Source organism: Fluviirhizobium alvei (assembly GCF_030551875.1).
GTDB lineage: Bacteria > Pseudomonadota > Alphaproteobacteria > Rhizobiales > Rhizobiaceae > Rhizobium_E > Rhizobium_E alvei.
This window is the reverse complement of sequence record NZ_JAUOZU010000006.1, coordinates 248,559-265,517: the sequence shown is the minus strand read 5'-3', so window position 1 is coordinate 265,517 and position 16,959 is coordinate 248,559. Positions and strand designations below refer to the sequence as shown.

Genomic DNA, 16,959 nt, shown 5'->3' with positions numbered 1-16,959 from the left:
CTTGATCCTTGTCAATGCCCTGTCGTCGAAATGGTCGACATTGGGCGCACGACAAGGGAGAGCAAGATGAAAATCCTCATCGCCTATACATCCATCGAAGGCCAGACCCGCAAGATCGCCGAAGTGATCGCCGACCGTATCGAAGAGCGCGGCAACAGCGCCGCACTCATGAACATTGCCGGAATGGCGGAGTTTTCGCTTGAGAGGCCCGATGCGGTCATTCTCTGCGCACCCATCCATGCCGGACGCTATCCGACGCCCTTTACCGATTTCGTGCATCGCGAGAAGGACTGGCTGAACGGCCTGCCATCGGCCTTCGTTTCGGTGTCGCTGTCGATCCACAGCGAACATGCCGACGAGCGGCGGGAGGCTGAGAACTATCCCGAAGCACTAAAGGCTGAGACAGGCTGGCAGCCGCTGATGCATCACAATGCGGCCGGCGCTTTGCGCTTCACCGAATATGATTTCTTCAAGCGCTGGATGATGAAACGGATCGCCGAAAAGGAAGGGGCCGCCAGCAACGGCAAGCAGGATATCGAATTCACCGATTGGGCTGCCCTGGCTGCCTTTGTCGATCAGTTCGCCGAAGCCGCACAGAAGGAACAGGAGGCCGGCTGACCCGGGCTCGGGCGATAGCGATTTGCGGACAGCAAAAGACCCGGTGCAGCGTTTGCACCGGGTCTTGTCATTTCCGGAATGATCAGGCCGACATGGCCTTCTGCAGGTTCTCGTCGATCTTGTCGAGGAAGCCGGTGGTGGAGAGCCACGGCTGATCCGGACCGATCAGGAGTGCGAGGTCCTTGGTCATGAAGCCGCTTTCGACGGTCTGGATGCAGACCTTTTCCAACGTGTCGCAGAACTTCGCCAGTTCGGCATTGTCATCGAGCTTGGCGCGGTGAGCGAGACCACGGGTCCAGGCGAAGATCGAAGCGATCGAGTTCGTCGAGGTTTCCTGGCCCTTCTGGTGCTGGCGATAGTGACGGGTAACCGTGCCGTGAGCGGCTTCGGCTTCGACGGTCTTGCCATCGGGCGTCAGCAGAACCGAGGTCATCAGGCCGAGCGAACCAAAGCCCTGCGCAACCGTGTCAGACTGCACGTCACCATCATAGTTCTTGCAGGCCCAGATATAGCCACCAGACCACTTGAGGGCAGATGCAACCATGTCGTCGATCAGGCGGTGTTCGTAGGTGATGCCGAGCTTTTCGAATTCGGCCTTGAACTCGGTCTCGTAGACTTCCTGGAAGATGTCCTTGAAGCGACCGTCATAAACCTTGAGGATGGTGTTCTTGGTCGACAGGTAAACCGGCCACTTGCGCATGACGCCGTACATCATCGAGGCGCGCGCGAATTCGCGGATCGACTCATCGAGATTGTACATGCCCATGGCAACGCCGGCACCCGGAGCCTTGTAGACTTCCTTCTCGATGACGGTGCCGTCCTCGCCGACGAACTTCATCGTCAGCGTGCCCTTGCCCGGCATCTTGAAATCGGTTGCCTTGTACTGGTCGCCGAAAGCGTGACGGCCAACGACGATCGGCTGGGTCCAACCCGGCACCAGGCGCGGCACGTTCTTGCAGATGATCGGTTCGCGGAAAATGACGCCGCCGAGGATGTTGCGGATGGTGCCGTTCGGCGACTTCCACATTTCCTTGAGGTTGAATTCCTTGACGCGGGCTTCATCGGGGGTGATGGTCGCGCACTTGATGCCGACGCCATACTTCTTGATGGCATTGGCGGCATCGATCGTCACCTGGTCGTTGGTGGCATCGCGATTCTCAACGGAGAGGTCGTAATAGTCGATTTCGAGGTCGAGGTAGGGATGGATCAGCTTGTCCTTGATCAGCTGCCAGATGATACGGGTCATCTCGTCGCCATCGAGATCGGCGACCGGGTTTGCGACCTTGATCTTTTTCATGGATTTTCCTCTTCGTTCAACCGCAGTCACCCTGGCCGCGGCACCTGATATCTCGGGATGGGACTGCCTATAACACCGACATTTCCGAACGCAAATACGCCGCTGGTCGAATAGGCGCGGTTTGGTTGATTTTTCTCACCCTTCGCTTAAGTAACCCGCCCTCCCGTCCAGCGCCTGGGAAAAATGTGCATAAGGGAAAGCGGGATCGATCGTCATCTTGAATGGAATCGGCGCTTCGGACGTACTGGCATGGAAGGGCGCGGTCTTTCTGATCCGCCTTCCGCCTCGCCCAACCAATACGTTCAGGATTTTTGATGCGCCCGTTTCTTGCTCTTTTTCTCGCCCTTGCCTTCGTCAATCCTGCCGCAGCAGCCGATGCTTCGGCACCGGCCAAGGAATTGCTCGAAATCATGGTCGGCAGCGCCTCCGATGCTGGCGGCGACAGCGACTATTTCAGCGAGGACCGGCTGAACCGGCTCTTTAGCGACGACTTCGCAAAGCTTTATCGCGCTGCCTGGAAAAAACAGGAATCCGACGAGAATGGCGGCTATCTGCTCGGATACGATCCGATCACGATGGCGCAGGATGGATGTCCGATCAAGGATCTGTCGATCGAGACGCTGGACGATCAGGGCGGCTGGCTGCCGGTCATTGCCCGGTTCAAGGCTTTTTACTGCTTCAGCGACGACAACAAGGACAAGGTCGAAATCCGCCAGTTCATCATGGTGCCGAAAGGCGATGGCTGGGTGATCGACGACATCCAGTCGGTCGTCAACAATCGCGTCGAAGGATCGGTCAAGGCCAATCTAGAGGAATTGTCGAAATAAGCTGCAATCCGGCGGCTTCTCGGCCATCCTCGGGCCATGATTCGCAAGCCTCATGGAGGCTTCGCCGCGCCGAAAGGGTTTCCATGTTCAGACGTCTCGCCACCCTCATCCTGTTTGGATCCACCCTTGCCTCGCCGGCCCTGGCGGCCGGACCGGAAGACCCGGTCATTGCGGTGATGGATGTTGCCAAGGCGCTGTGGAGCGACACAGCAACCGAAGGCATGGATTATTTCGAGCCGAGCCGTCTCGACACGCTCTATTCGAAGGCGTTTGCCCAGGCCTATCGCGAAGCGGCGAAATATCCGATCTATGACGAGGGTGGTGGCCCGTTCGGCTATGATGTCATCACCAACGGCCAGGATGGCTGCCCGCTGAAGGATGTGACCATCAGCAAGGCTGGCGAGAAGGCCGGCGTCACCGATGTGAAAGTGACCTTCAAGCTCTGGACCTGCGTGGAAGATGGTTCCGCCGTCAAGGATGAAGTGTCGGAAGTGCATTTCGACGTGATCGAGGAGAATGGCCGGCCGGTGATTGCCGATATCCACCGGCTGACGGAAGGCACTTCGGATTCGCTGCTCAAGGAAATGCAGGACATCGCGAAGGAAGGCGCATCCGGCGCCAATGATGCCGTGCCGCAGGCCGAGATCGTGCCCGGCGACAAGCCGGCCGATCCCAATGCCAAGCCTTTGCCGGAGAATCCGCTCGGCGTCGGAAATTGAGCCGGGTCAGGCCGGAAGCTGCATGCATTTTTACATGACTTGACGATCGGAAACCGTTATTCGCCCGGCATAAACGATGGAATGGACAGATGGCGGGTACGAATTCTGAACTTGAACTGATCACCGGCGGACCGGCAATCGTGCTCGTGGAGCCGCAGCTCGGCGAGAATATTGGTATGGTCGCGCGCGCCATGGCCAATTTCGGCCTCTCGGAACTCAGGCTCGTGGCGCCGCGCGATGGCTGGCCGAGCGAGAAGGCCCGCGCCGCCGCTTCCAAGGCCGATCACGTCATCGACGGCGCCGTGGTCTATCCGACACTTGCCGAAGCGATCGCCGATCTCAACTTCGTCTTTGCCACGACCGCCCGCATGCGTGACGGGTTCAAATATGTGCGCGATCCGGTCACGGCCACGGCGATGCTACGCGAACGCGATCGCGCCGGCGCCCGGACCGGTATCCTTTTCGGCCGTGAAAAGGCCGGTCTTTCCAATGAAGATGTGGCGCTGGCCGATGAAATCGTCACCTTCCCCGTCAATCCGGCCTTCGCTTCGCTCAATATTGCGCAGGCGGTTCTCCTGATGTCGTACGAATGGATGAAGGCCGGGATCGGGGATATCACCGAAACGCCCTTCCAGGCACCCGAGCAGGAACCGGCAACCAAGGAGGAACTGTTCGGCCTGTTCGACCATGTCGAGGAGGCTCTCTCGGCGCGCGGCTATTTCCGGCCTGCCGACAAAAAGCCGAAAATGGTCGACAATATCCGGGCCGTGCTCTCGCGACCCGGTTTCAGCAAACCTGAAATCAAGATTCTCAGGGGTATCATTTCTTCCTTGGACCGCTTCTCGCGGAAACATCCGCGCGGCGCGGGCAATCCGGATCTAAACGATGACGAATGACATTTCGAAGCCGGTTCTGGTGTTTGATTCCGGGATCGGTGGACTGACGGTGCTGCGCGAACTCCGGGTGCTGATGCCGGAGCGCGATTTTCTCTATGTCGCCGACGATGCCGGCTTTCCCTATGGCGGATGGGCGGAAGCTGATCTCAGAGCCCGCCTTCTCGATCTGTTCGGGCAACTCCTCGCCGACCATGATCCGGTCGTCTCGGTGATCGCCTGCAACACGGCCTTCACACTGGCCGGGGCCGATCTCAGGGCCGCCTTCCCCAACCACACATTCGTCGGCACGGTTCCTGCCATCAAGCCGGCGGCAGAACGCACCCGGTCGGGGCTGATTTCGGTGCTCGCGACGCCGGGAACGGTCAAGCGCGCCTATACGCGCGATCTCATCCAGTCCTTTGCCAGCCAGTGCCATGTGCGGCTGGTCGGGTCTGAAAATCTCGCCCGCATGGCGGAGGACTATATCCGCGGCGGAACAGTCGATACGGCTGCGGTGACAGCTGAGATCGAACAATGTTTCTACGAGCAGGACGGACGCAAGACCGACATCGTGGTGCTGGCCTGCACCCATTATCCCTTCATGGCCAACCTGTTCCGCAAGCTGGCGCCCTGGCCCGTCGACTGGCTCGATCCGGCCGAGGCGATTGCCCGCCAGGCACGCAGGCTGGTGCCAGCGCTCGACCATCTTCGCCCCGGCCTGCATCTCGACCGGGCGATCCTGACCAAGGGCACGCCGGATTTCTCCACCCGGCGTCTGTTGCAAGGGTTCGGGTTGACTGTTCAATAGATGATTCAACAACTTTCTATTGACGGCATCAGCATATCAACAAGAATCAACTTTCAACAATTGGCGCTTATACAGCAATTGACTCCTATATTTTAGAGCAGTATTTTCTGGCAAATACTACAATGTGGGGAGCATTTTGAATGGCATACCCGAAAAGAATTTCCGGCCCCTCCCTTATCAACACATATACGGAAAATGATCAATATCAAGCACAGATATCTGCACTCAACAATGGCGGTTACGTTGTAACCTGGACATCCTACGCTCAAGACGGCAGCGGCTTCGGTATTTACGGCCAATTGTTTAACAAAGCAGGCCGTGATGTTGGGACAGAATTTCGTATAAACTCGGCAACCAGTGGAGATCAATCCGGCTCGTCTGTAGCGACCTACGGAAACGGATCCTTTCTAGTTGTCTGGAACGGCTTCGACGCAAACTCCTCAGGTATTGAAGCACAACGGATTGGGAGCGATGGGACGCTTCTAGGTTCTGAATTCTCTGTGAACACAACATCAGGCGGTGACCAACTTTATCCCTCTATTGCAGCACTGGCGAACGGCAAGATTGTAGCCACATGGTCGTCTCGCGGTCAGGACGGCAGTGACTTAGGCGTCTATGGGCAAATACTTGCGAGTGATGGATCAAAGGTAGGATCAGAGTTTCGGATCAACACATATATCAATAATTATCAGCGTTACTCCGTTGTTGACGGCCTCGCGGATGGTGGATTTGTGGTTGCCTGGGCTTCCTTTGGCCAAGATAGTAGCGGGGAAGGTGTATATGCGCAGCGGTTCAACAAGAACGGCGAAACTGTCGGCAACGAGTTTCAAGTAAATATTGCGGTAGACGGCAATCAGAATGAGGCAAGCGTGGCTGGCTTGATTGATGGAGGCTATGTCATCACCTATTCCGCCGACGGACTTGACGGGAGCGGTAGAGCCGTGTTCGGTCAGATGTATACAAGCACTGGCAAGAAGGACGGAACCGCGTTTCAGGTGAACACTTACACAAACGGATACCAGGCCGAGTCGCATGTAACTGCAATTGAGAACGGTGGGTTTGCTGTGACCTGGACTTCTGCCGGCAAAGACGGAAGTGACAAAGGGGTGTTCGGTCAGGTCTTCGACGCGGATGGCAAAAAGATCGGCAGAGAGTTTCAATTAAACGACTATACAAACGGCGATCAAGTCGGGGCATCCTCGGCTGTATTGTCGAGTGGCGATCTTGCCACCATCTGGGCCTCATATCCCAATCAGGATGGCTCTTCCGTGGGCGTCTACGGCTCAATTTATAGGGTTACCGAGATAATAGATGGAACTCAAAAGAATGACTCGCTCATAGGCACGAGCGCAGACGAGGTTCTTAAAGGTCTAAATGGTAAAGACTACCTGGAGGGACGAGCTGGGGCAGACCGGCTTGATGGCGGCAATGGCCTAGATGTCGCTTCTTATGAGCATGCCGGTGCAGGCTTGCATGTTAGCTTGTCGCGACCATCTATGAATACTGGCGACGCCAAGAGTGATACCTTTATCAGTATTGAAGGTGTGTTAGGGTCAAAATTCAATGATGTCCTCATTGGTGACGGCGAAGAAAACACAATAGAATCTGGCGGTGGCAATGATACGCTCACAGGCGGCGGTAAGCAGGATACATATATTTTTTGGACGGGAGACGATCGAGACACGATAACTGACTTTGAGGCTAGTGGCGTGAATCACGACGTCATCGACCTGTCAGGCGTTTCAAGTATAGCAAGTTATAAGGATCTAAAGACCAACCATCTTACATTTCATTCCGGCTACGCACTTATCGACACACACGACGGCGACACGGTCAAGTTGCTAGACGTAACGCTCCGACAAATTGACAGTGACCTTTTCGTGTTTTGAATTGCAACTGGTTATCAGAATCGGCTAGCCTCGATTAAGCCGTCTGCACAGGCTGTCGCAACACGGTCTTGAGTTTTTCGGGCGCCGTCTTGCGCGGATCGCCGAGATAGATCTCATGGTGTTTGCCATTGAAGATATAGCCGCCCGCCGGCATGACCTCATGATGCAGCCGCTTCAACACCGGACCTTCATCATCATAGGAACCGACATGCATGATCTGCAGGCTCGTTCCTTCGGCATAGGTCTCAAACCGGAGCTTGGCGAGCGCGGGCAAGGTCTTCTTGCGCGCCGCCTCTGATCGGGCCCGCTCGACCATCTCGGCGGTGATCCAGTCCGGTTGCATGATCATCATCGTCCAGTCCCAGGCATCCTTGCGGCGATCGACGAAGGATTGCATGTCGTCCGACCACCAGAGACCTTCAAGCGGATTGACGGAATAGTCGCGCTCGAGCTCCTTCTTGCTCATGAATTTGAGCGTATAGGACACCGAATAGAGTGCCTCGACGGCTTCGACATAGGCGGGCGAGACATTGGGATCGCCATGGCCATCAACCATCAAGAAGTTCATGGCAGGAACATCGACAAGGCTGAATTCGCCCATGCGCGGCTGATAGAGATGTTTGAGAACCTTCTTGAAATCGATCTTTTCCATCTTGATCCTCCACCGTGCCCGGTGCCGCGTTGGCTCTGGTCCGCGTGTTCCGCATAACGGCTCGTCTTGCGAACCAAAGATCGATGAATAGACGGAACCTTAAGGGGATTCGGGCAAAAGGAAACAGCGGCATTTTGGCGCTGCTGCGCCATTTGGCAGGTTACGAGGGCATTCAGTGATGAACGAGACGGCAAACTGCGCGGCTTGCGCCAACGGGCGCACCTTTCCGATTGCCATAACCATGGCCTTCCAGCCGATCATGGATGTTTCGACTGGCCAGGTGTTCGCGCACGAAGCGCTTGTTCGGGGTGAAGCCGGCGAAAGCGCAGGTCTGGTTCTGTCCGGTCTGGATGATGAGAACCGCTATGCGTTCGACCAAATGTGCCGCGTCAAGGCCATCGATCTGGCCGCCAGCCTGGGCATAGCCAAAAGCGGCGCGCTTCTGTCGATCAACTTCCTGCCCAATGCGGTTTACGAACCCTCCGCCTGCATTCGGCAAACGCTGGCCGCCGCCAAGCGCGCGCAGTTTCCGATCGAGAACATCATCTTCGAGTTCACCGAAGGCGAACGGATCGATACGGACCATTTGTTGAACATTCTGCAGGCCTATCGGGCGATGGGCTTCAAGACGGCCATTGACGATTTCGGCGCAGGCTTTGCCGGACTCGGTCTGCTTGCCTCCTTCCAACCCGATATCGTCAAACTCGACATGGACCTGATCCGCAATATCGATAGCGACAGGCCCAAACGGACGATCGTCAGCCACACGCTTTCGATGTTGCGCGACCTCGGCATCACGCCACTTTGCGAAGGAATCGAGTCGGTCGCGGAATATCAGTGCCTCGCCGATCTTGGCGTGAACCTGATGCAGGGCTACCTGTTCGCCAAACCGTCTCTTGCATCCCTCACCAAACCCGATCCTTCCTTTCTGCGGGTGGCATGACCAATCGGGTCCTTTTCGGCTTACACGGACCCGACCTATTGCATGCTGAGCGAAATGTTTTGCGCCTGCCCCCTCGCGCCGATTGTAAAGCCCCGCGCTTTTTGCAAAGCTTAGGCTGATCGTTGCCACATCCGTTGCGGGAGGAGGCATGCAGCCATCGTCAGACATGTTCGCGCCCAAACTCTGGAGCGTTCTGAAGGAGGGCTATAGCGGCGCAAAGGCGCGCGCCGACCTGATCGCCGGTCTGACAGTTGCGATCGTGGCGCTTCCGCTCTCGATGGCCATCGCAATCGCCTCTGGGGTCACGCCCGCCATGGGGCTCTATACGGCCATTGCCGGCGGCTTTCTCGTCTCTGCCTTTTCGGGCAGCCGCCACCAGATCGGCGGTCCCGCCGGCGCCTTCATCGTGCTCGTTGCCGCAACCGTCGACAAGCATGGCGTCGACGGGTTGATCCTCGCCACCATGCTTTCGGGCATCATGCTGTTCATCGCCGGCTGGCTGCGGCTCGGAAGCTATATCAAGTTCATCCCCTACCCCGTGACGGTCGGCTTTACCGCCGGCATTGCCGTGATCATTTTCGCAAGCCAGATCAAGGATCTGTTCGGGTTGACGCTTGCCGGCAAGGAGCCCGGCGATCTGGTGGCGAAGCTCGAAAGCCTGTGGCAGGTCCGGGAGACTGTCAGCCCGGCTGCAATCGCTGTTTCGATCGTCACGATCACGCTCATTCTGGCGATCAAGAAACTGCGCCCCCACTGGCCGAACCTGCTGATTGCGGTTGGCGTCGCCGCAATCGGCTCCTTTATCCTGAACCTGCCGGTGGAGACGATCGGAACCCGCTTCGGCGGCATTCCGCATTCTGTTCCGCTGCCACATATGCCCGCGCTATCGCTTGACAAGATAGAGGCCGTGCTGCCGGCCGCATTCTCTTTCGCGCTGCTCGGTGCCATCGAATCGCTCCTGTCGGCGGTGGTTGCCGATGGCATGACAGGACGGCGCCACCGTTCGAATGTCGAACTGGTCGGCCAGGGAATTGCCAATGTCGGCTCGGCGATCTTCGGCGGCTTCTGCGTCACCGGAACGATTGCACGCACGGCAACCAATGTGCGTGCCGGCGCCGTCAGCCCGATTTCCGGCATGGCGCATGCGGTGATCCTGCTCCTGTTCATGCTGCTTTTTGCACCGCTGGCGTCCTACATTCCGCTTGCAGCGCTCGCCGGTGTTCTGGCGACGGTGGCCTGGAACATGATCGAAAGACCCGCCTTCGCTGCCCTGCTCCGTTCTTCGCGCGGCGATGCCCTGGTTCTGCTCGCCACGTTTCTTCTGGTCGTGTTCCGCGACCTGACCGAGGGAATTCTTGTCGGCTTCGTTCTGGGAACAGTGCTTTTCATCGAGCGGATGGGGCGTTCGGTGAAGGTGAGCCCGGCGGCACGAGCAGCACTCGGCGACGGCAACGAAGGGCGCGAACATCCGGTCGACTATGCCGATCCCGATGTCGTGGCCTATCACATCAACGGCGTCTTCTTCTTCGGCGCAGCTGCGACGGTGGGTGCGGTGCTGGACCGGATTGCCGATACGGCAAAAACTTTCATCCTCGATTGTTCGGCGGTGCCCTTTCTCGATTCCACCGCAGCCAATGTCATCGAAGGGTCGCTCCGCAAGGCAGAGGCCCGCGGCATGCGTTTCTTCATTGCCGGTGCGAGCGAGGAGGCGCGCGACATGCTGAGGGCCCACCATGTGGGCGAGCCCCGGGTGCAGTTTCACGACACGATCGATGATGCCTTCGCGGAAGCGCGCGCTTTACCGTTTGTTGGAGTGGCTGCGAACGGACAATCGGCTCACCCGGCGCTTTGACAGGCTGACGCGGCTTTCCTCGCCGGATTCGACGATTTTCTGCAGGCGCTGTGCCGGATGGAACTGGCAGACCCGATTGCGTCCCTCGCCCTTGGCAATATAGAGCGCATTGTCGGCCGCAGCCATCAGGTTGTCGAAATCAAGCCCGGCATCCTCGATCGTCGCCATGCCGATGCTGGTCGAAATCTTGAGAATCGCTCCCATGAAGACGATGTCGAGCGCTTCGATCTCGGCACGGATGGCGTCGAGTTCGGCATAGGCCTCCTCCGCGGTATAGAAAGGAAGGAAGAGGCCAAACTCCTCGCCTCCGAGGCGCCCGAACAACGCCCGCGCCGGCAATCGCGATTTCACCTGGGCAGCGAATGCCGCCAGCACCTTGTCGCCAGCCATGTGGCCATAGGTATCGTTGACCTTCTTGAAGAAATCGAGATCAAGAACGGCAAGCACACCGGCGTCGGGTCGACGGCCAAGGCATTCCCGTGTTTGCGAGACGAAGAACCGCCGACTGGCAGCCCCGGTCAATCCATCGATTTCGGCCGCCAGACGATAAAGCCGCTCCGTGCGCTCCCGTATCACGACCACGAAGATGAAACTCGCCATCACGCCATGGATAAAGGCTTCAAGGGTCAGGACAGAATACCAGAGTGATTGATAAGGACCCTTGATGCCATAGACTGGCCAGATCAGTGCGAAAGGAATTCGAAACAGGTAGAATAGGCCGTGCGACCCATAGACGATTGCGGTACCCAACATGGATGGCAATCTCTCGACCGCCCAGTTTCGGTAGCTCACGCGCGCGACCAAGAGACCATAGGTGGCGCAAATCGCCGAGAAAAGCATGATCCGGACATCGATATCGTCGCGAACCCAATCGAAAGCAGCGTACAGTCCGAGCCAGATCAGCGACCCTGCCCCAATCTGGTACCAACGGAAAGTCTGGCCGACGAAGGCGATAAATCCGCCCCAGATCATTCCGTAGGCTAACAGTCCGACTGCGTTACCAATTCCGATCGCGAGCCAATCCGGTCCGATACCCCGCAATGCCAGGGCGGAAGAGGAGAAGGTGCCTATGAGCATGGCCAGGCACCAAAGTCCCACGGCCCGTTCGCGACGCTCAAAATACCAGATGAAGGCCAGCGCAAGACCAACGACGAACGTCATGATCGCGGTGCAAAGCATCATGGTCGAAATGTTGAGTACAGCAGCCAAGTTACGCCTCCGATTGGCATACTGTTAGGCCGCAAGCCTTAACAAAGGGATGAAACTTGGGGAGTTCCGTACCAGTTTGGTGCAATCAGAGTAAACTTAATCTGAATCTACCCAACCGGAATGCTCCATGCCGCAAGAGGTTGGTTATACGCGTTTTCTGGTTCCAGAGACCGGATGATGCGGGCCCTGTCTGTACGCGAATGGCCGTTCGATTCGGCTTGACCCGAAAATAAGCCAACTGTTGTTGGCGCCGGATCGCAAACTGCCTAGATTGTTTCAGACCATACGAATCCAGGAGAGCTACCATTGCGGCTGCAATATCATACGGTCGATGTATTCACCCGAACCCGCTTTGGCGGCAATCCGCTTGCCGTTGTGCTCGATACGGACGGGCTTTCGACAGAACAGATGCAGGCCATCGCGCGCGAATTCGGCTATTCCGAGAGCAGCTTTGTCATGCGCCCCTTCAATCCCCATCACACGGCGCAGATCCGGATTTTTACCCCGACCGTCGAAGTCCCGTTCGCGGGTCATCCGAATGTCGGGACAGCCTATGTTCTCGCAAAGACCGGTTTCGGCTCAAGCAAAAGCGAGTTCGTCTTCGAGGAAGCCGCCGGTCTGGTGCGGGCCCACATCTCGCGTGACGGCACAGATGTCAGCGAAGTGCAACTGGCCGCACCACAGCCGCTCAGTATTGGTGCGACATTCGATCCAGAGGTGATCGCCGAGTGCCTGTCTCTGACGACGTCCGAGATCGTTTGCAATTGCCATCCTCCTTCGATCGCCTCGGTGGGACTTCCATTCATCGTCGTCGAAGTTGCAAACCGGCAGTCTCTTTCGCGGGCTCAGCCAAATCCGCTCGCCTTCCGCAAAATCCTGCCGAGAGATGGAGCGGATGCGATCTATCTCTACAGCCGCGACACGAACGAGCATGATGGGAGGGTCGATTTCACGGCGCGCATGTTCAGCCCGTTCGACGGTGTGCCGGAGGATCCCGCAACCGGTAGCGCCACCGCGGCGACCTGCGCCATGCTGGCCGCCCTGGATGGAACATCCGTGCGGCGGTTCGAAGTGGCCCAGGGCATCGATATGGGGCGCCCGAGCCGGATCTCTGTCGAAATTACGGAAGATGCTGTTCTGATCGGTGGCGCATGCGTCGAAGTCATGTCGGGCGAGATTCTTGTCTGAACCGCAATCCATTGCCTTTTTGGGCTTTGCAACGGCACCTCTGGAATAGCCGCACGCATTTCCCAACGAAAACGCCCGGCTAAAAACCGGGCGCCACATCCTTCGTTTGCCTTGCAGGAATCAGAGAGACGCAGCCACGGCCTCGACCGCCGCTTCGGCCTTGCTGCCATCGGGTCCGCCGGCCTGAGCCATATCCGGACGGCCGCCGCCGCCCTTGCCGCCAAGAGCCTGCGAGGCAATCCGAACCAGATCCACTGCGCTCAGACGGGAGACGAGATCCTCGGTAACGCCGACAACAGCGCTCGCCTTGCCATCTTCAGCAACGCCGATGAGAAGCACCACACCCGAGCCCAGCGACTTCTTGCCTTCATCGGCAAGGCCCTTGAGATCCTTGGGATCGATGCCGGTCAGCACGCGGCCGATGAACTTGACGCCATTGACCTCGCGCTGGCCGCTATCGCCGCCTGAAGCACCGCCGCCCATGGCGAGCTTCTTCTTGGCTTCGGCCAGTTCGCGCTCGAGCTTGCGACGCTCGTCCATCAGGGTTTCGATGCGCGACAGAACCTCGTCCGGCTGGACTTTCAAGATCGAAGCCATGGCCTTGACCCGCTCGTCCTGACCATTGAGATAATCGCGGGCCGCTTCACCGGTCAGCGCCTCGATGCGGCGAACACCGGCACCGACGGCACTGTCGGACAGGATGCGGATCAGACCAATCTCGCCCGTCTCAGCCACATGGGTACCGCCGCAAAGCTCGACCGAATAGGCGCGTCCCGCTTTTTCGCCATGCTTGGCCGTTCCCATCGAAACGACGCGGACCTCTTCGCCATATTTTTCGCCGAACAGCGCCATCGCGCCTTCGGCAATCGCATCATCCACGCTCATCAAACGGGTGGTGACCGCCGCATTCTGGACGACGATTTCGTTCGCCAGCGTTTCGACTTCCTTCAGCTCGTCGGCGGAAATCGGCTTGGGGTGCGACACGTCGAAACGCAGCCGCTCGGGCGCGACCAGCGATCCCTTCTGTGTCACATGGGTGCCGAGCACTTCGCGCAGCGCCTCGTGAATGAGATGGGTTGCCGAATGGTTGGAACGCAAACGTGCACGGCGCGCATGATCCACTTCCAGAATCACGGCATCGCCGACCTTGAGGCTGCCGCCGGTGATTTCGGCCTGATGAACGAACAGCCCGTCACCCTTCTTCTGGGTGTCGGTAACGATTGCACGGCCGCCGTCAAAGGCGATCACGCCGGTGTCGCCCATCTGACCGCCCGATTCGCCATAGAACGGCGTCTGGTTGACGATGATCTGCACCTTCTGGCCAGTGACCGCTTCGGCGACCGATGCACCGCCCGAGACAATCGCCTGCACGACGGCTTCGGCGCGTTCGGAGCCGTAACCCAGGAATTCCGTGGCGCCGAACGCATCCTTGAGTTCGAACCAGACTGTCTCGGTTGCCGCTTCGCCGGAACCCGCCCAATGGGCGCGTGCCTCGGCCTTCTGACGTTCCATCGCCTTGGAGAAGCCTTCGGTATCGACGCCGATCCCCTTCTGACGCAGAGCATCCTGAGTGAGATCGAGCGGGAAACCATAGGTATCGTAAAGCTTGAAGGCGGTTTCGCCATCAAGCTCTGCCCCTTCGGCCAGTCCGCCCACGGCATCGTTGAGGAGGCCGAGACCGCGATCAAGCGTCTTGCGGAAACGGGTTTCCTCAAGCTTCAGCGTTTCGGAAATCAGCGCCTGGGCACGGACGAGCTCGGGATAGGCTGCACCCATCTGCTGGACCAGCGCCGGCACCAGCCGCCACATCAGAGGATCGCGTGCGCCGAGCAACTGACCGTGGCGCATGGCGCGGCGCATGATGCGGCGCAGAACATAGCCACGGCCTTCGTTGGACGGCAGAACGCCATCGGCAATCAGGAAGGCCGAAGAACGCAGATGGTCGGCGATCACGCGATGTGACGCCCGGCGTTCGCCTTCGGCATCGACCCCGGTCGCCTCCATCGAGGCCGAGATCAGGGCACGGAAGAGATCGGTGTCGTAATTGTCATGCTTGCCCTGCAGCAGCGCCGAAATGCGCTCGAGCCCCATGCCGGTATCGATCGACGGACGCGGCAGGTTGACCCGCTCTTCCTTTGTCACCTGCTCATATTGCATGAAGACCAGATTCCAGATTTCGATGAACCGGTCGCCATCCTCTTCGGCCGAACCCGGAGGGCCACCCCAGATATGCTCGCCGTGATCATAGAAGATTTCCGAACAGGGGCCGCAGGGACCGGTGTCGCCCATGGCCCAGAAATTGTCCGAAGTCGGAATGCGGATGATGCGGCGGTCCGAAAGACCGGCGATCTTCTGCCAGAGGCCGAAGGCTTCATCGTCTGTATGATAGACGGTTACCAGCAGGCGCTTGGCGTCGATGCCATATTCCTTGGTGATCAGGTTCCAGGCGAGTTCGATCGCCCGCTCCTTGAAATAGTCGCCAAAGGAGAAATTGCCCAGCATTTCGAAGAATGTATGGTGGCGAGCAGTATAGCCGACATTGTCGAGGTCATTGTGCTTGCCACCGGCGCGCACGCATTTCTGCGCCGTCGCTGCCGTCGAATAGGGGCGATGCTCAAGACCGGTAAAGACGTTCTTGAACTGCACCATGCCAGCATTGGTGAACATCAGGGTCGGATCGTTGCGCGGAACCAGCGGCGAAGACGGAACGATCTCATGCCCGTTCTTCTTGAAGTAGTCGAGAAACGCCGACCGGATCTCATTCACGCCACTCATGTCATGCCCTTTGATCTGAAACGCCTTTGCCAGGCCGCTTGATTAACCACGCGCTTTTATAACCGCCACGAAGGCATGTCCAGAAAAGAAAAGCCCCGGAGACGGTGCTTTCCAGCATCCTTCCGGGGCCAATGTCTGAGGACAAGCCGATCTTGCCGTCATGCATCCAGAGCGTCGTCGCCATCCTCGGATTCGGCTGCACCATTCTGCAGGAACCGATCGGCAATCAGGCCGGCATTCTGCCGCAGTGCCAGTTCGATTTCGCGCGCGAGATCCGGGTTGTCGCGCAGGAAGGTCTTGGCATTTTCGCGACCCTGGCCGAGACGCTGGCTGTTGTAGGAGAACCAGGCGCCCGACTTTTCCACGATGCCGGCCTTGACGCCGAGATCGATCAGTTCGCCGGTCTTGGAAACGCCTTCGCCATACATGATGTCGAATTCGACCTGCTTAAAGGGCGGCGCCATCTTGTTCTTGACCACCTTGACGCGGGTCTGGTTGCCGACAACCTCATCACGCTCCTTGACGGCGCCGATGCGGCGAATGTCGAGGCGGACCGAGGCGTAGAACTTGAGAGCGTTACCGCCTGTGGTGGTTTCCGGCGAACCGAACATAACGCCGATCTTCATGCGGATCTGATTGATGAAGATCACCATGCAGTTCGAACGCGAGATCGATGCCGTCAGCTTGCGCAGGGCCTGGCTCATCAGGCGGGCCTGCATGCCGGGCAGATTGTCGCCCATCTCGCCTTCAATTTCCGCGCGCGGGGTCAGAGCCGCCACCGAGTCGACGACCAGCACGTCGATCGCACCCGAACGCACCAGCGTATCGGTGATTTCAAGCGCCTGTTCGCCGGTGTCGGGCTGCGAGATCAGGAGGTTTTCGAGATCGACGCCCAGCTTGCGGGCATAGACCGGATCAAGCGCATGTTCGGCATCGACAAAGGCGCAAATGCCGCCCTTCTTCTGCGCTTCGGCAATCGTCTGCAGGGCAAGTGTGGTCTTACCGGAGCTTTCCGGCCCGAAAATCTCGACGATACGTCCCTTCGGCAGACCGCCAACGCCCAGCGCAATATCAAGACCGAGCGATCCGGTCGGGATCGTTTCGATTTCGACCACATTCTCGTTCGAACCGAGACGCATGATCGAACCCTTGCCGAAAGCCCGCTCGATCTGGGAGAGAGCCGCGTCCAGTGCCTTGCTTTTGTCCACCGATTTTTCCTCAACGAGTCGCAAAGAATTCTGAGCCATCTGGTCCACCTTTAGGTTATTGGCACGAGCGAGGCAATGCGCCCTGTCTGCAAATTATGT

General features: G+C 58.3%; 14 protein-coding genes. 9 read left to right on the top strand and 5 right to left on the bottom strand.

Going from position 1 to position 16,959, the window contains the following annotated elements:
• The first annotated feature begins 66 nt into the window (after positions 1 to 66).
• Complete coding sequence (locus Q4481_RS07670; RefSeq protein WP_304375743.1) at positions 67 to 618, top strand: flavodoxin domain-containing protein; 552 nt, start codon at positions 67 to 69, stop codon at positions 616 to 618.
• An 82-nt stretch (positions 619 to 700) separates the two neighbouring features.
• On the opposite strand, the gene Q4481_RS07665 is transcribed toward Q4481_RS07670, so the two are convergent.
• The gene (locus Q4481_RS07665; RefSeq protein WP_304375742.1) at positions 701 to 1,915 is read right to left on the bottom strand and encodes an NADP-dependent isocitrate dehydrogenase; all 1,215 of its coding nucleotides are present in this window, start codon (positions 1,913 to 1,915) and stop codon (positions 701 to 703) included.
• A gap of 314 nt (positions 1,916 to 2,229) precedes the next feature.
• Between Q4481_RS07665 and Q4481_RS07660 the strand changes: the two genes are divergently transcribed.
• The 5 genes from Q4481_RS07660 to Q4481_RS07640 all read left to right on the top strand — a co-directional run bounded on the left by Q4481_RS07660 (position 2,230) and on the right by Q4481_RS07640 (position 7,033).
• A complete protein-coding gene (locus Q4481_RS07660; protein ID WP_304375741.1) occupies positions 2,230 to 2,742 on the top strand; it encodes a hypothetical protein in 513 nt (170 codons plus the stop codon).
• 83 nt (positions 2,743 to 2,825) lie between these two features.
• On the top strand, positions 2,826 to 3,461 hold the full coding sequence (locus Q4481_RS07655) for a hypothetical protein (RefSeq protein WP_304375740.1): 636 nt from the start codon (positions 2,826 to 2,828) through the stop codon (positions 3,459 to 3,461).
• 89 nt (positions 3,462 to 3,550) lie between these two features.
• A complete protein-coding gene (locus Q4481_RS07650) occupies positions 3,551 to 4,357 on the top strand; it encodes an RNA methyltransferase (protein WP_304375739.1) in 807 nt (268 codons plus the stop codon).
• Positions 4,347 to 5,144 carry a glutamate racemase gene (gene murI, locus Q4481_RS07645; RefSeq protein WP_304375738.1) on the top strand — a complete coding sequence of 266 codons (798 nt, stop codon included), beginning with the start codon at positions 4,347 to 4,349 and terminating at the stop codon, positions 5,142 to 5,144. Before Q4481_RS07650 ends, murI begins: the two co-directional genes overlap by 11 nt.
• A 140-nt stretch (positions 5,145 to 5,284) precedes the next feature.
• On the top strand, positions 5,285 to 7,033 hold the full coding sequence (locus tag Q4481_RS07640) for a calcium-binding protein (protein WP_304375737.1): 1,749 nt from the start codon (positions 5,285 to 5,287) through the stop codon (positions 7,031 to 7,033).
• Positions 7,034 to 7,067: 34 nt separating this feature from the next.
• Here Q4481_RS07640 and Q4481_RS07635 read toward each other — a convergent pair whose 3' ends face one another.
• On the bottom strand, positions 7,068 to 7,685 hold the full coding sequence (locus tag Q4481_RS07635) for a GyrI-like domain-containing protein (RefSeq protein WP_304375736.1): 618 nt from the start codon (positions 7,683 to 7,685) through the stop codon (positions 7,068 to 7,070).
• Between the two features lie 178 nt (positions 7,686 to 7,863).
• Here Q4481_RS07635 and Q4481_RS07630 point away from each other — a divergent pair, with 178 nt between their 5' ends.
• Complete coding sequence (locus tag Q4481_RS07630; protein ID WP_304375735.1) at positions 7,864 to 8,628, top strand: EAL domain-containing protein; 765 nt, start codon at positions 7,864 to 7,866, stop codon at positions 8,626 to 8,628.
• Positions 8,629 to 8,776: 148 nt separating this feature from the next.
• Complete coding sequence (locus Q4481_RS07625; protein WP_304375734.1) at positions 8,777 to 10,480, top strand: SulP family inorganic anion transporter; 1,704 nt, start codon at positions 8,777 to 8,779, stop codon at positions 10,478 to 10,480.
• Here Q4481_RS07625 and Q4481_RS07620 read toward each other — a convergent pair.
• The gene (locus Q4481_RS07620; protein ID WP_304375733.1) at positions 10,427 to 11,689 is read right to left on the bottom strand and encodes a GGDEF domain-containing protein; all 1,263 of its coding nucleotides are present in this window, start codon (positions 11,687 to 11,689) and stop codon (positions 10,427 to 10,429) included. The two genes, Q4481_RS07625 and Q4481_RS07620, sit on opposite strands and share 54 nt — an antisense overlap.
• Positions 11,690 to 11,995: 306 nt before the next feature.
• On the opposite strand from Q4481_RS07620, the gene Q4481_RS07615 reads away from it, so the two are divergent.
• Positions 11,996 to 12,877 (top strand): PhzF family phenazine biosynthesis protein, encoded by an 882-nt coding sequence (locus Q4481_RS07615; protein WP_304375732.1) that lies wholly within the window; start codon positions 11,996 to 11,998, stop codon positions 12,875 to 12,877.
• 120 nt (positions 12,878 to 12,997) lie between these two features.
• Here the strand turns inward: Q4481_RS07615 and alaS are convergent, their stop codons facing one another.
• Both alaS and recA read right to left on the bottom strand, forming a co-directional pair.
• Positions 12,998 to 15,652: an alanine--tRNA ligase gene (alaS, locus tag Q4481_RS07610; RefSeq protein ID WP_304375731.1), complete on the bottom strand. Its 2,655-nt coding sequence runs from the start codon at positions 15,650 to 15,652 to the stop codon at positions 12,998 to 13,000.
• Between the two features lie 158 nt (positions 15,653 to 15,810).
• Complete coding sequence (recA, locus tag Q4481_RS07605; protein ID WP_304375730.1) at positions 15,811 to 16,899, bottom strand: recombinase RecA; 1,089 nt, start codon at positions 16,897 to 16,899, stop codon at positions 15,811 to 15,813.
• Positions 16,900 to 16,959: the final 60 nt, after the last annotated feature.

Excerpts from the sequence above, each read along its gene's own strand:
- Q4481_RS07670 (WP_304375743.1), top strand. The coding sequence starts at position 67 with ATGAAAATCCTCATCGCCTATACATCCATCGAAGGCCAGACCCGCAAG.
- Q4481_RS07665 (WP_304375742.1), bottom strand. The coding sequence starts at position 1,915 with ATGAAAAAGATCAAGGTCGCAAACCCGGTCGCCGATCTCGATGGCGAC.
- Q4481_RS07660 (WP_304375741.1), top strand. The coding sequence starts at position 2,230 with ATGCGCCCGTTTCTTGCTCTTTTTCTCGCCCTTGCCTTCGTCAATCCT.
- Q4481_RS07655 (WP_304375740.1), top strand. The coding sequence starts at position 2,826 with ATGTTCAGACGTCTCGCCACCCTCATCCTGTTTGGATCCACCCTTGCC.
- Q4481_RS07650 (WP_304375739.1), top strand. The coding sequence starts at position 3,551 with ATGGCGGGTACGAATTCTGAACTTGAACTGATCACCGGCGGACCGGCA.
- murI (WP_304375738.1), top strand. The coding sequence starts at position 4,347 with ATGACGAATGACATTTCGAAGCCGGTTCTGGTGTTTGATTCCGGGATC.
- Q4481_RS07640 (WP_304375737.1), top strand. The coding sequence starts at position 5,285 with ATGGCATACCCGAAAAGAATTTCCGGCCCCTCCCTTATCAACACATAT.
- Q4481_RS07635 (WP_304375736.1), bottom strand. The coding sequence starts at position 7,685 with ATGGAAAAGATCGATTTCAAGAAGGTTCTCAAACATCTCTATCAGCCG.
- Q4481_RS07630 (WP_304375735.1), top strand. The coding sequence starts at position 7,864 with ATGAACGAGACGGCAAACTGCGCGGCTTGCGCCAACGGGCGCACCTTT.
- Q4481_RS07625 (WP_304375734.1), top strand. The coding sequence starts at position 8,777 with ATGCAGCCATCGTCAGACATGTTCGCGCCCAAACTCTGGAGCGTTCTG.
- alaS (WP_304375731.1), bottom strand. The coding sequence starts at position 15,652 with ATGAGTGGCGTGAATGAGATCCGGTCGGCGTTTCTCGACTACTTCAAG.
- recA (WP_304375730.1), bottom strand. The coding sequence starts at position 16,899 with ATGGCTCAGAATTCTTTGCGACTCGTTGAGGAAAAATCGGTGGACAAA.